General features: G+C 75.9%; 11 protein-coding genes. 8 read left to right on the top strand and 3 right to left on the bottom strand.

Annotated features, from left to right (window positions below):
* Positions 1-3: 3 nt before the first annotated feature.
* The 3 genes from C7Y72_RS04505 to C7Y72_RS04515 are packed head-to-tail and all read right to left on the bottom strand — an operon-like array spanning position 4 to position 2,140.
* Positions 4-519 (bottom strand): GNAT family N-acetyltransferase, encoded by a 516-nt coding sequence (locus C7Y72_RS04505; protein WP_146175257.1) that lies wholly within the window; start codon positions 517-519, stop codon positions 4-6.
* Positions 516-1,244, bottom strand: coding sequence for an endonuclease III domain-containing protein (locus C7Y72_RS04510; protein ID WP_107569602.1), 729 nt, complete (start codon positions 1,242-1,244; stop codon positions 516-518). Before C7Y72_RS04510 ends, C7Y72_RS04505 begins: the two co-directional genes overlap by 4 nt.
* Entirely contained in the window at positions 1,241-2,140 is a 900-nt protein-coding gene (locus tag C7Y72_RS04515) for a carbohydrate kinase family protein (RefSeq protein WP_107567398.1), read from the bottom strand. The genes C7Y72_RS04510 and C7Y72_RS04515 overlap by 4 nt, the downstream gene beginning before the upstream one ends.
* A gap of 33 nt (positions 2,141-2,173) precedes the next feature.
* Between C7Y72_RS04515 and C7Y72_RS04520 the strand changes: the two genes are divergently transcribed.
* From C7Y72_RS04520 to C7Y72_RS04555, 8 genes are all read left to right on the top strand, one after another.
* Positions 2,174-3,004 carry an alpha/beta fold hydrolase gene (locus C7Y72_RS04520; protein WP_107567399.1) on the top strand — a complete coding sequence of 277 codons (831 nt, stop codon included), beginning with the start codon at positions 2,174-2,176 and terminating at the stop codon, positions 3,002-3,004.
* Positions 3,001-4,617: a hypothetical protein gene (locus C7Y72_RS04525; RefSeq protein ID WP_107567400.1), complete on the top strand. Its 1,617-nt coding sequence runs from the start codon at positions 3,001-3,003 to the stop codon at positions 4,615-4,617. The genes C7Y72_RS04520 and C7Y72_RS04525 overlap by 4 nt, the downstream gene beginning before the upstream one ends.
* A gap of 64 nt (positions 4,618-4,681) precedes the next feature.
* Positions 4,682-6,265 carry a hypothetical protein gene (locus C7Y72_RS04530; RefSeq protein WP_107567401.1) on the top strand — a complete coding sequence of 528 codons (1,584 nt, stop codon included), beginning with the start codon at positions 4,682-4,684 and terminating at the stop codon, positions 6,263-6,265.
* Between the two features lie 75 nt (positions 6,266-6,340).
* A complete protein-coding gene (locus C7Y72_RS04535) occupies positions 6,341-7,159 on the top strand; it encodes a phosphatase PAP2 family protein (RefSeq protein WP_107567402.1) in 819 nt (272 codons plus the stop codon).
* Positions 7,160-7,199: 40 nt separating this feature from the next.
* Positions 7,200-7,802, top strand: a complete 603-nt coding sequence (locus tag C7Y72_RS04540) for a CDP-alcohol phosphatidyltransferase family protein (protein ID WP_107567403.1) — start codon at positions 7,200-7,202, stop codon at positions 7,800-7,802.
* Between the two features lie 108 nt (positions 7,803-7,910).
* Complete coding sequence (locus C7Y72_RS04545; protein WP_107567404.1) at positions 7,911-9,899, top strand: sensor histidine kinase; 1,989 nt, start codon at positions 7,911-7,913, stop codon at positions 9,897-9,899.
* A gap of 31 nt (positions 9,900-9,930) precedes the next feature.
* Complete coding sequence (locus tag C7Y72_RS04550) at positions 9,931-11,865, top strand: PHP domain-containing protein (RefSeq protein WP_233243718.1); 1,935 nt, start codon at positions 9,931-9,933, stop codon at positions 11,863-11,865.
* Between the two features lie 70 nt (positions 11,866-11,935).
* A complete protein-coding gene (locus tag C7Y72_RS04555) occupies positions 11,936-12,799 on the top strand; it encodes a hypothetical protein (protein WP_199223853.1) in 864 nt (287 codons plus the stop codon).
* Positions 12,800-12,822: the final 23 nt, after the last annotated feature.

A 12,822-nucleotide genomic window follows, 5' to 3' on the forward strand; every position in this document is an offset into this window, starting at 1 on the left:
CGGTCAGGGCAGCGCGGACACCAGCGCGTCGAACGGGCGCAGCCCGCGCGCCCGGTAGTTCGGCAGCGCCGCCGGGCCGTCGAGGCGGCGGGTGTGGACCCACACGCGACGCGTCCCGTCCGGGTGCAGCGCCCACGCCTCCTCGATCGCGCGGGTCAGCAGCCAGCCGCCGAGGCCGAGCCCGTGGTAGTCGGGCAGCAGGCCGAAGATGACGATCTCCACGGTCCCGCGCGGCTGGACGGCCAGCTCGAAGAAGCCCGCCTCGCACGGCACGCCGTGCACCGCGGCGAGCGCGCGGTGCGTGGTCACCGACGCCGTCCACGCCGCCCACCGCTCCGGCGTCCACGACAGCCGGTCGGTCCACGCGTGCGCGGCGCCGACACCGCGGTAGAGGCGCCGGTTCACGTCGTCCTTCTCGGGCGGGACGGGCGTCAGGTCGGCCGGGATGCGTGGGGGCGCGGCCGGGCGCAGGTCCGCCGGCGAGCGCATCTCCAGGGAGGTCTGCACGTCGATCCTCATCGGGCCACCCCCACGCCCGGGCAGGACCGCCGCAGCGCGCAGCCGCGACAGGCGGGCCGCTGCGCGTGACACGTGCGGCGGCCGTGGCGCAGCAGCTGCACGTGCAGCTCCAGGGCGCGGCCGCGCGGCGTCAGCGCGTTCATTGCGTCGTGGCGCTCGGGATCCAGGCCGGATCCGGGCCGCAGCAGCCCGAGCCGCTCCCCCACGCGCGAGACGTGCGTGTCGACCGGCACGTCGTCGCGGCCGAACGAGAACAGCAGCACGCACGCGGCGGTCTTGCGGCCCACCCCGGGGAGCGCGCAGAGCGCCTCGCGGCACGCCGGCAGCGGCGCGTCGCGCATCCAGTCCAGCGACAGGTCCGCGGGCAGCGCCTGCAGCATCGCGACGATCCGCCGGGACTTCTGGACGTGCAGCCCGCCGGGCCGGATCGCCTCCTCCACGTCGGCGATCGGCGCGTCGCGGACCGCCTCCCACGTCGGGAACCACTCCCGCAGCCGCAGGTAGGCGACGTCGCGGTTGCGGTCGTTGGTCGACTGCGACAGGACCGTCAGGACGAGCTCGGCGAGCGGGTCGCCGTGCGGCGGCTGGACGGGCACCCCGTAGAGCGCGGCGAGCCGCCGGCGCAGGCCCGCGACGCGGGCGCGGCTCGGCGGCGCCCACTGTGCGCGCGGGACGGGCGCGACCGCGACCGGCCGGGCCGCGGCGCCGGCACGCGCGGGACTCACCCGACGGCGCCCCACCGCTCGGTCGCGCGCGCGGCGGCCGCGACCGCGATCGGCAGGCCGGCGGCCAGCGACGCCGGGTAGAAGCGGGTCTTCGCGAGCTCCGCGACGAGCGTGCCGAGCAGGACGTCGCCGGCGCCGGTCGTGTCGACGGTGGCCGCCGGCACGCCGGGAACCTCGAAGCGCATGCCCGGCCCGCGCAGCACCGCGCCTTCGGCGCCGCGGGTGACGACCGCGTGCTGCACGCGCGAGGACACGAGGCTCCCCGCGACGCCCGCGGCGTGGATCTCGCCGGTGAGGAGGCGTCCCTCCTCCTCGTTGAGCTTCACGAGGAACGCGCCGTCCAGGCAGGCACGGGTCGCCTCGACCGCCTGCGCGGTCGACGGCCAGCGGTGCAGGCGGAAGTTCGGATCGACGATCACCGGCACCCCGAGGGCGAGCGCGCGCTCGCGCGCGGCCATCGTCAGGGCCCGCTCGGTCTCGCCGACGAGCGTGTTGGAGGTGATGACGAGCGCGTCGGCCTGCTCGACGAGCTCCGGCAGGTGCGGCCCCGCCGCCTCGACACCCACGCCGATCGTGTCCCCGTGGATCAGGAACGACGGCTGCGCGTCGGCGTCGACGGTGACGAACGCGACGGCCGTCGCCGCTCCGGTGACGAGCCGGAAGCCCTCCAGGCCGACGCCCTCCGCCTCCAGCCGGCCGCGCAGCCACGCGCCCCACGCGTCGTCCCCCGCCCCGCCCGCGAGCTGCACCGCCGCGCCCGCCCGGGCGGCGGTCACCGCGACGTTCGCCATCGCCCCGCCGAAGTGCGGGACGAAGGAGGTCGCCTGCGAGAGATCGTCCACCGGGGACTCGCAGACCAGATCGACGAGCGCCTCACCGAGGCAGAGCGTGGCCATGCGCGGCAGTGTGACACGACTATTGTGGCGCCCATGGGCGTGAAGGACGTGGTGCTCCGCACCGGCGAGCTCGACGGCCGGCCCGTCGCCTGGCGGGAGGCCGAGCCCCCGGCCGGGGAGCTGCCGACCGTGTACGTCCACGGGGTCCCGACCAACGCGGACCTGTGGCTGCCGTTCCTCGCCCGCACCGGCGGGGTCGCGCCCGACCTGCCCGGCTTCGGCCGCAGCGGCAAGCGCGGGGACGGCGACTACACGATGGAGGGCTACGACCGCTGGCTCGAGCGGTTCCTGGAGTGGCGGGGGATCGACCGCTTCAACCTGCTCGTGCAGGACTGGGGCGGCGTCGGGCTGCTGCCCGCCATGCGCTTCCCCGAGCGCGTCGCGCGGCTCGCCGTCGTCAACGCCGTGCCGCTGCTGCCCGGCTACCGCTGGCACCGGATCGCGCGCGCGTGGCGCACCCGCGGGCTCGGGGAGATCGCGGTCGGCCTGATGGTCCGCCCGCTGCTCAAGCAGCTCTCGCGCGAGGCGCGCGCCACTCCCGGACCGATGCCCGACGACTTCCTGGACCTCGTCTGCGACCACCTCGACCAGGGCACGCAGCGCGCGATCCTCGCGCTCTACCGCTCCAGCCCGCCCGAGAAGCTCGCGGCGGCGGGCGCCGGGCTCGGCGCGCTCGACTGCCCCGCGCACGTCTGGTGGGGGCAGGAGGACCCGTACATCCCGGCGCGGTTCGGCCCCGACTACGCGGCCGCACTCGGGAACGCCGGGTTCACCGCCGTGCCCGGGGCCGGGCACTGGCCGTGGGTCGACCGCCCCGAGCTCGTCGACGAGATCACCGCGTTCCTGCTGGCGGACGCGGGGTGAGCACCGCCGCCGTCCCCCGCCCGGTCCGCGTGGCCCGGGCGTCGCTGTCGCACCACCACGCCCCCTGGGTCGTCGCGGGCTTGCTCGCGCTCGTCTACGTCCTCTGGCAGCCCGCCGCGGGCGACCTGCCCGCCCAGACCTACCGGACGTGGCTGTTCGAGCACGAGGGCCCGTCGCTGTTCGACACCGCCTGGTACGGCGGCCATCACCTGCCCGGCTACTCGCTGCTGTTCCCGCCGCTGGCGTCGCTGCTCGGCGTGCAGCTCGTCGGCGGGCTGAGCGCGGTCGCCTCCGCGTGGCTGTTCGCCCGGATCGCCGAGGAGACGCTCGACGACGACGTCTGGCTCGGCTCGCTGTGGTTCGGGGTGGCGAGCGCGTCGACGCTGCTCGCCGGTCGGCTGACGTTCGCGCTCGGGATCGCGTTCGCGCTCGGCGCCGTGCTGCTCGCCGTCCGGCGCCGGCCGGCCTGGGCGACCGCCGCGGCGGTCGGCACCGCGGTCGCGAGCCCGGTCGCCGCCCTGTTCCTGGCGATGGTGCTCGGCGCCTGGTGGCTCGTGCAGCGCGACCGGCGCGACCTGCTGCTGGTCGCCGTCGTCGGCGCCGCGCCGGTCATGGCGATCAACCTGTTCTTCCCCGAGGGCGGCGGGCAGCCGATGGAGACCGGCACGTTCCTGCGCACGCTGGGCACCACCGTCGCGATCGCGCTGCTGCTGCCGCGCGAGCGGCGGGTGCTCCGCGCGGTCACCTGGGTGTACGCGCTGGCGATCCTCGCGAGCTTCGTGATCGTCAGCCCGATGGGCTCGAACGTCACGCGGCTCGGCACGCTGTTCGCGGGCCCGGTGCTCGCCTGCGCGCTGCTGCCGCACCGCCGGGTCCTGCTCGCCGTCCTCGCCCTGCCGCTCGTGCAGTGGCAGTGGCAGGCGCCCGTGCTCGACTGGCACCGCGCGCACGACGACCCGCTCGTGCAGGCCCGCGCCTACGAGCCGGTGCTGCGCTTCCTGGACCGTCAGCGCAGCCTCGAGGGCCCGTTCCGCGTCGAGGTGCCGTTCACCCAGAACCACGTGGAGGCCGACCTCGTCGCGCGGCGTCACCCGCTCGCGCGCGGCTGGCAGCGCCAGCTCGACACGAAGTGGAACGGGCTCTTCTACGAGGACGGCGAGCTCGAGCCCGCCGAGTACCGGCGCTGGCTGGACGAGAACGCGGTCCGCTACGTCGCGCTGCCCGAGGGCCGGCTCGACCAGACCGCGAAGGCCGAGCGACGGCTGCTGCAGCACGGCGACGTCCCCGGCCTGCGCAAGGTCCTCGACGAGGGCCGCTGGACCGTGTGGCGCGTCGAGGGTCCGACCGCGACCGCCCTCGCGACCGGCGCCGGGGCGCGCGTCACCGTCCTGGACCACGACCGCGTCGAGCTCGACGCCCCGGCCGCGGGGGACGTGCTCGTGCGGGTCCGCTTCACCCCGTACTGGCGGGTCCGCACCGGCGACGCGTGCGTCTCGCGGGACGCGGGGGACCAGCAGTGGACGCGCGTGCGGGTGCGGCGGCCCGGACCGGTGACGCTCGTGACGACGTTCTCGCCCGGCCGCGTCGGCGCGACCGGCGAGCGCTGCCCCTGAACGCCAGCCCGCGGTCACGGCTCGTTCACCGCGCCCGTCCGCCGGTGCGCCACCGTGGGCGGCGATGGCGACGGTCCTGCGCACCCCCGTCCGCGTCCCGGCCTGGCTGCTCGCCGCGATCGGCGCGACGCTCTGGCTGCTGCTCGCGCCGCGCACCCCGGACCTCGCCGCGCAGGTCTTCCGCGCGGGCCTGTGGGCCAGCGACGGCTTCGAGGTCTGGAACGGCAACTGGTACGGCGGCCACCACCTCCCCGGCTACAGCCTGACGTTCCCGCCGCTGGGCGCCTGGTTCGGCCCGCGCGTCGTCGGCGCGGTGGCCGCCGTCGCCTCCGCGGTGCTGTTCGACCGGCTCGCCCGCGCGCACGTCGGCGACCGTGCGCGCTGGGGCGTCGCGTGGTTCGCCGCCGCCACCACCTGCGACCTGCTGATCGGCCGGCTGACGTTCGGGCTCGGCGTCGCCGTCGGACTCGGCGCGCTGCTGGCGCTGCAGCGCGACCGGCCGCGCACGGCGGCCGCCCTGGCCGTCGTCTGCGCGGCGACGAGCCCGGTCGCCGGGGCGTTCCTCGCCCTGGCCGGATCCGCCGTCGCGCTGACCGCCCCGGCACGGCGGGCCGGCCTGGCGCTCGTCGCCGCCGCGGGCGCGACCATCGCGGTGCTCGTCGTCGCGTTCCCGGAGGGCGGCCGCCAGCCGATGTCGCTCGGGGCGGTCTGCGCGATCGCCGGGTTCTCGCTCGCGCTCGCGGTCCTGCTGCCCGCGCGCGAGCGGACCCTGCGGGTCGGGGCGCTGCTCTACCTGCTCGCCGGGCTCGCCGCGTTCCTCGTCGCGACCCCGATGGGCAGCAACGTCGCGCGGCTCGGCGCGACGTTCGCCGGGCCGCTGCTGATCATCGCCGCGTGGTCGCCGCACGCCGCGCGGTGGCGGCGGGCGGCGATCGTGGCGCTCGCCGTGGGGATGGCCGCCTGGCAGTGGCTCGCACCGGTCCGGGAGGTCGCCAAGGGCGCGGGCGACCCGTCGACCTCGGCCGCGTACCACGCCCCGGTCGCCGCGTTCATCGCCGCGCAGGGCGGACCGCTCGGGCGCGTCGAGGTGCCGTTCACGCGCGGGCACTGGGAGGCCGTCCACCTGGGCCGCCGCCTGCCGCTGGCGCGCGGCTGGGAGACCCAGCTCGACACGCGCTACAACCCGCTCTTCTACGACGGCACGATCGACGCGCGCAGCTACCGCGCGTGGCTGCGACGCACCGCCGTCCGCTGGGTCGCGGTGCCCGACGCGCCGCTGGACCCGTCCGGCCGCGCGGAGGCGGCGCTCGTTGCGCAGGGCCTGCCGTACCTGCGGCGCGCGTGGTCGGACGCGCACTGGGTCATCTACGAGGTCCGCGACCCGGCGCCCCTGGCCCGCGGTCCCGCCGAGGTCGTGCGCCTGGACCGCGACGAGGTGGTGCTCGACGTGCGGGCGGTCGCCCCGATCGTGCTGGCGGTGCACCACACGCCGTACTGGCGGGCCGACCAGCCGGGCGCCTGCGTCGGGCCGCAGGGCCGCTGGACCCGGGTCGTGCCGACCCGCCCGGGCCGCCTGACGCTGCGCGCGAGCTTCGCCCCGGACCGCATCCTGCGCCGCGACGCGCGGTGCACCCCGCGCGCCCCCTGACGGTCACCGGATCGCGACAACCGGGTAACAGGTGTTTCACCACCCCGGGTCCGACGGGTAGTCTGTCCGTCTCCGATGCTCGTCCGCGTCCTCGACTACCGGACGCGACTGTTCCCCAGGGGCGTCCTCGACGTCGCGGTGCAGGTCGCGATCTTCTTCGCCATGTACTACGCGTACAGGATGCTTCGCGGCGCCATCGACAACCCCGAGGGGGCCGCGGTCGCGTTCGAGAACGCGCGCAACCTCATCGACATCGAGCGGTCGCTCGGGCTGTTCGTCGAGCCGAGCATGCAGGCGTGGGCGTCGGGCACCGGCTTCCTCGTGGACGCCGCCAGCGCGATCTACGTCAACGCCCAGACCTCGGTCACCGTCGGCGCCCTCGCCTACCTGTACCTCCGCCACAACGCGCACTTCTACTTCGTGCGCAACATGTTCTTCTTCGCGTTCCTCTGCGCGATCGCGGGCTACGTGCTGTACCCGACCGCGCCGCCGCGGTTCTTCCCCGAGTGGGGCTTCTTCGACGCGGTCGCGGAGTTCAGCGGGATCTCGAGCACCGACCCGTCGCTGGTCAACAAGCTCTACAACCCGTACGCCGCGGTGCCGTCGATGCACATCGCGTTCGCGCTGATGATCGGCATCCCGCTCGCGAAGCTCGTGAAGTGGCGCGTGCTGAAGGTGTTCTGGGCCACGTACCCGGTCATGGTGCTGTTCGTCATCGTCGTGACCGGCAACCACTTCCTCGCCGACGCGTTCCTCGGCGCGGTCGCGGCGGTCGTCGCCGCGCTCTGCGCCCGGACGGTCTCGCGGATCCGCCCGGACCGCTGGGGATGGGGCCCGGCCGCGCCGGCCGGCCCGCCCACCACGCCGCCGGCCCCGGCCGCGGCGACCGCCTGACCGCCGGTCCGGGCACCGGCCCGCTACCCTCCCCGACGCCATGAGCACGCCGACCCCGCGCGGTCAGCGCCGCGAGATGACGCGCAACGCGCTCATCGAGTCGCGCCTGACGCCCAACGCGATCTCGCTCACCGGTCTGGCCCTCCACTTCGTGGCGGCCGCCGTCCTGTGGAACGGCCACTTCGTGGCCGGCGGCATCGCGTTCATCATCGGCTCGGTCTGCGACACCCTCGACGGGCGCTACGCGCGCATGTCGGGCAAGGGGTCGCCGTTCGGGGCGTTCCTGGACTCGACGCTCGACCGCGTCGAGGAGGCGATCATCCTCACGGTCGTCGCCCGGTACTTCGCCCAGCAGGGCGACGACGCCGCTGTCGTGGGCTGCGTCGTGGCGGTCGCCGGGTCGCTGCTGGTGAGCTACACGCGCGCCCGCGCGGAGGCGCTCGGGGTGGAGTGCAAGGTCGGCTTCGCGAACCGCGCCGTGCGCGTCGTGATCCTCTCCGTCGGCCTGCTGTTCGCCACCGGTCCGGGGGACGTCGAGCTGCTCGCTCCCGCCGTGTACGTGCTCGCGGCGATGTCGCTCGTGACGACCCTGCAGCGCATCTTCCACGTGCGCGGCCAGCTGATCGCCGCCAAGACCTCCTGATCCCGCCGACGCCGGACCGCAGCTCGCGGGGCCCGCGAGCTGGCGTCCGGCGGACGGTGGGTCGCCGTCACTGTCCGCGCTCCCGCGCGCGCACTAGCCTGCAGGGCGGTGAGCGACCGCCGGCGCATCGACATCCTGGACCGCGCAGGCCTCGCCGTCCGCGCGCCCGACGAGGACCCCGACATCGCGGTCCGCGTCATCAGCCTGCGGTTCCTCATGGTCGTCCGCATCGTCGGGCTGGCGGTCACGATCGCCGCCGGAGCGCTCGGGGACCCGCAGGCGGCCTACTGGGTCGTTGCCGCGGTCGCGCTCGCCGCGCAGCTGGCCAGCGCGCGCGTCGCGTTCTCCGCCCGCTGGGAGCGGACGTCGGAGCACCTCGTGCCGCTGCTCGGCCTGAGCCTCGTCAGCGGGCTCGTGCTGACCTCCGGGGGCGCCGCGAGCCCCGCCGCGCACGTCGCGATCGCCTTCCCCGCCATCGGCGCGTTCATCCTCGGCCGGGTCCGCGTCCTGGCCTCGTGCGCGGTCGTCTTCGTCGCGCTCGCCGTCCCGGTCCTCCCCGACGTGCTCGCCGGCGAGCCGGGCGCCGGGCGCACGGCGGTCGGGCTGCTGTGCGGCCTCGGCTTCGCCGCGGCCGTCGCCGTCGCGATCGCCGCCGGGCGCACGATCCTCGGCGAGCGGCTCGCCGACCTCTACCGCGAGCGCCGACTGCTCCTCGTCGACGAGCTCGCCACGGCGGCGACCGAGCGCCGCCGCATCTCTGCGGAGCTCGGCGCCGGACCGCTCCAGCTGCTGCTCGCCGCCAAGCAGGACCTCGAGGAGCTCGCCGAGCCCGGCGGCGACGAGGCCGCGGCCCGCACCCGGAGCGCCGCCACCCTCCACGACGCGGCCCGGCTGCTGCGCGCGACGATCGTCGCCCTGCGCGAGCCACGCGCAGGCGCCGACCCGCCGGAGGACGCCGCGCCGATGTCCGACCCGCAGATCGCCGGCCGGCTGCTCGCGATCGTCCAGCTCGTCGCCGTCCCGACCTTCGGCGCCGCGACCATCGTGGGCGCCGCCGACGGCGGCGAGCTCGGTCCGGCGATCGCGCTCGTCGGCCTCGTCGCGGTGGTCCAGCTCACCGTCCTCGCCGTCGCGTTCGGTCCGCACTGGGACCGACTCCCGCAGACTGCGGTCGCGGTCGCCTGCACGCTCGCCGTCGCGACGGCGACCGCCCTGAGCGGTGGGGCGCAGTCCCCCGTGCTGATCCCCGCGGCCGTCCTGCCGATGAGCTTCCTGCTGCTCGGACCGGGCACGGTGCAGGCACCGGTCGCCGGCGCGCTCGTCGTCGGCCTGGCGGCCACGATCCTCCCCGACGTCGCGCAGGGCGAGCCGGGAGCCGGCGTCGCGATGGCCGTGACCGCCATGGCCCTCGTCTGGACCGGCCTCGCGGCCTTCGTCGGCACGCTGGGCCGCCAGCGCCTCGAGCAGCGCACCGCGCGCCTGGAGACGGCCCGCCGCACCCTGCTGCGCGACTCCGTCGCCGTCCAGGAGCGCGAGCGCGGCGCCGTCGCGCGGGCGCTGCACGACGACGTGCTGCAGCTCGTGCTCGCAGCGGCGCAGGAGACCGCCGAGCCGGACCCGGACGCCCCGGCGCGGGCCCTCGCCCACACCACCGCGGCCGTCGCCGCGCTGCGCGAGGGCGCCGACGCGCTGCACCCCTCCGCACTCGAGCACGGCGGCCTGGCCCCGGCGCTGCGGGACATCGCGGCGCGGGCCGCGCGCCTCGGCGGCCCGACCCCGAGGGTGCGGGTGGCCGACGGGGTCGCCGCCCGCCATCACGAGCTCGTCGTCGGCGTCGCCCGCGAGCTGCTGACGAACGTCGCGAAGCACGCCTCGGCCACCGGCGCGACCGTCGAGGTCACCCCGGACGGCCCCGCGGTCGCCCTCGTCGTCACCGACGACGGCTGCGGCATGCCGCCCGCCCGGCCGCAGCGCGCCCTCGAGTCCGGACACGTCGGCCTGGCGTCCTGCCGCGAGCAGGTCGAGGCGGCCGGCGGGACGGTCGAGCTGCGCTCGGCGCCCGGCGAGGGCACGACCGTCCGGGTGTGGCTCCCGTAGGCCCGGACGCGGTCGAAGTATCGTTCGGCGCGTGTCCGTCCCGCGCCTGACGATCGCCCACGTGACGCCGTACCCGTGGGACGGTGACGGCCCGGACACGACGCCCGGCGCGGCCGGCGAGGTCGGCCGCGCGGTCGCCCGGACCACCGCCCTGCTCGCGCGGCGCGGGCACCGCGTGCTCGTCGTCGCGCCGTCCACGTCGGCAGCCGCCGTGCGGACCACCCGCCGGGCGATCCGCGCCGGCGAGCTGTTCGCGCAGGACGGCACCGTCGCCGTCGCGGCGGTCGGCGAGGTCCTCACCGCGCCCGGCCCGGTGCGGCGCAGCCCCGGCCTGCCGGTCGACGTGGCCCGCACCGTCGAGGAGCTGCTCGGCTCCGTGTCGCTGGACATCTGCCATGTGCACGAGCCGTTCGCCCCGTCGGTGCCGAGCGTCGCGCTGCGCCACTCGCGCGCGCTGAACGTCGGCACGTTCCACGCGCCGACCGAGCGGCACGTCGCCACGCAGGTGACGAAGAAGCTCGTCGAGCGGGTCTTCGGTCGCCTCGACGCGCGCCTGGCGAGCTTCCAGGCCACCGCCGAGCTGATGGGCCGCCACTTCCCCGGCCGCTACGAGGTCGTGCACCCCGGGGCGGACCCGGCGCCCGCCGGCGCCACGCCGCGCGCGACGTACGCGGGCGCCCCGGTGCGGCTGCTGTTCGTCGACGAGGAGGAGCGCGGGGCCCTGCGGCTGTTCCTGCGCGCCCTGCGGCGGCTGGACACCGGGGAGCTCGCCGCCCCGTGGGAGGCCGTCGTCGTCAGCGCCCGCGGCCCGTCCTCCTCCACCCCGCTGCGGCACGAGCTGCGCGAGCGCGTCCGCTTCGTCGGGGGCGCCGAGGCCGACGCCGAGCTCGCCGCCGCGCACGTGCTCGTGTGCGCCAGCGACGGCGGCGCGCCGGCCCCCGGACTGCTGCTGCGCGGCCTCGCCGCGGGAGCGGTGCCGGTCGCGTCGCGCCTGCCCGCCTACGAGGAGCTCACCGAGGACGGCGCGGGCCTGCTGTTCGAGCCGCGCGACGTCGACACGCTCGCGGCGCAGCTGCAGCGGCTCGTGTCCGACGCCGCGCTGCTCGCCCGCGTCCGCGGCGCCGGGCAGGAGCTGCGCGACCGCAGCGGCTGGGAGCGGGTCACCGACGACCTCGAGCGCGTCTACGGGGCGGTCGTCGCCCGCCGCCACGACACCACCGGGGACCCGGAGATCCGTCGGCGCCTGCAGTCGCGGCCGCTGATCGACGTCGACCTGCACATGCACACCGACCACTCGCACGACTGCGCGACCCCGGTGGAGGTGCTGCTCGCCACCGCCCGCGACCAGGGCCTCGGCGCGATCGCCGTCACCGACCACAACGAGATCTCCGGCGCGCTCGACGCCGCCGAGAAGTGCGCCGAGTACGGCGTGAAGGTGATCGTGGCGGAGGAGGTCAAGACCGCCAACCAGGGCGAGGTGATCGGCCTCTTCCTGACCGAGAAGATCCCGCGCGGCCTGACGCTCGAGGAGACCGTCGCGGAGATCAAGCGCCAGGGCGGGCTCGTGTACGTGCCGCACCCGTTCGACCGCATGCACGCCGTGCCCGACTACGAGCACCTGCTGACGATCGTCGACGACGTCGACGCGCTCGAGATCTTCAACCCGCGCGTCGCGATCGGCTCCTTCAACGAGGAGGCCGAGCGGTTCGCGGCCAAGTACCGCATCGTCGCGGCGGCGGGCTCGGACTCGCACGTCGCGCAGGGTCTCGGGACCGTCCGGATCCGGATGCGCGACTTCGACGGGCCGCAGGAGTTCCTGGAGTCGCTGCGCGACGCCGAGATCCACACCCGGCGCGGCACGCTGCTGTACGTGCAGGCGCTGAAGTTCCTCGAGACGAAGGCCACGCCGCCCGCGGCGCGCAAGGCCCGCCGGGCGCGCCGCGTCGAGCGCGCCCGCCGCAGCTGAGCCCGCGCGGGTTCGTGAGAGCTCCGTGAGGGCGGGCGTGCCGGGACGCGCGCGCGGGAAGGACCGGCCCATGACCCGTCTGCGCCGTTCCCTCGCCGTCCTGCCGCTGCTCGCGACCGCCGCCGTCGCGCTCGCGGGCCCGACCAGTCCCGCGCAGGCCGCGGATCCCCCGCGCTACAAGCTCTACTACGACCTCTTCGACCGTGGCGGCGCGAAGATCCCCGGGCACGACACCTCCTGGGTGCCGCAGGGGCTCGCGTACTGGTCCGAGCAGGACGCGCTCGTGATCTCGTACTACGACGGGAACGAGAAGCAGAAGAGCCGCATCGCGATCATCGACCGGAACACCGGCGCCAAGCGCAAGATCCTCGTGCTCCCCCGCAAGGGTCACGCGGGCGGCATCGGGTTCACCAAGCGGTACCTGTGGGTCACCCAGGACGGCATCGTCTACCGCGTCCGCAAGAGCGAGCTCGCGAAGCCCGAGATGTCGACGGTGAAGCTCGACGAGGACTGGCCCGTCTCGGCCTCGTCGTTCATGACCATCGCCGGCGACCGGATGTGGCTCGGGCAGTTCCGCGAGAACGCCAACGGCACCACCTGGGAGTACCGCTTCGCGAAGGGCGGCGTCCCGGTCCGCACGGGCCGCAACATGATCAACCCCCCGCAGGTCCAGGGCATGGTCATCACCGGCGGCAAGGTCGTCTGGAGCCGCTCCTACGGGCGCGACAACGACAGCCGCATCGACGTCCACGCGCTCGGGTCGACGTTCGGCCGGCCGCTGCGCTCGATCCTCGCCCCGAACATGTCCGAGGGCATGGTCATCGCCCGCGGGGAGCTGCGCGTCGTCTACGAGTCGGGCTCCTCGACGTACAGCGACGCCGACTACCGCGTGCGCACCGTGCACCGCGCCCCGATCGGGCGCATCGTCGGCTGACCCCGGCGGGCCCGCCTCCGCGC

Origin of the sequence: Paraconexibacter algicola (genome assembly GCF_003044185.1) — a bacterium.
In the GTDB taxonomy this organism is placed as follows: domain Bacteria; phylum Actinomycetota; class Thermoleophilia; order Solirubrobacterales; family Solirubrobacteraceae; genus Paraconexibacter; species Paraconexibacter algicola.

What these genes read in the sequence shown, in the direction of transcription:
- C7Y72_RS04555 (WP_199223853.1), top strand. Translation starts at nt 11,936, where the DNA reads ATGACCCGTCTGCGCCGTTCCCTCGCCGTCCTGCCGCTGCTCGCGACC.
- C7Y72_RS04535 (WP_107567402.1), top strand. Translation starts at nt 6,341, where the DNA reads ATGCTCGTCCGCGTCCTCGACTACCGGACGCGACTGTTCCCCAGGGGC.
- C7Y72_RS04515 (WP_107567398.1), bottom strand. Translation starts at nt 2,140, where the DNA reads ATGGCCACGCTCTGCCTCGGTGAGGCGCTCGTCGATCTGGTCTGCGAG.
- C7Y72_RS04540 (WP_107567403.1), top strand. Translation starts at nt 7,200, where the DNA reads ATGAGCACGCCGACCCCGCGCGGTCAGCGCCGCGAGATGACGCGCAAC.
- C7Y72_RS04530 (WP_107567401.1), top strand. Translation starts at nt 4,682, where the DNA reads ATGGCGACGGTCCTGCGCACCCCCGTCCGCGTCCCGGCCTGGCTGCTC.
- C7Y72_RS04505 (WP_146175257.1), bottom strand. Translation starts at nt 519, where the DNA reads ATGAGGATCGACGTGCAGACCTCCCTGGAGATGCGCTCGCCGGCGGAC.
- C7Y72_RS04520 (WP_107567399.1), top strand. Translation starts at nt 2,174, where the DNA reads ATGGGCGTGAAGGACGTGGTGCTCCGCACCGGCGAGCTCGACGGCCGG.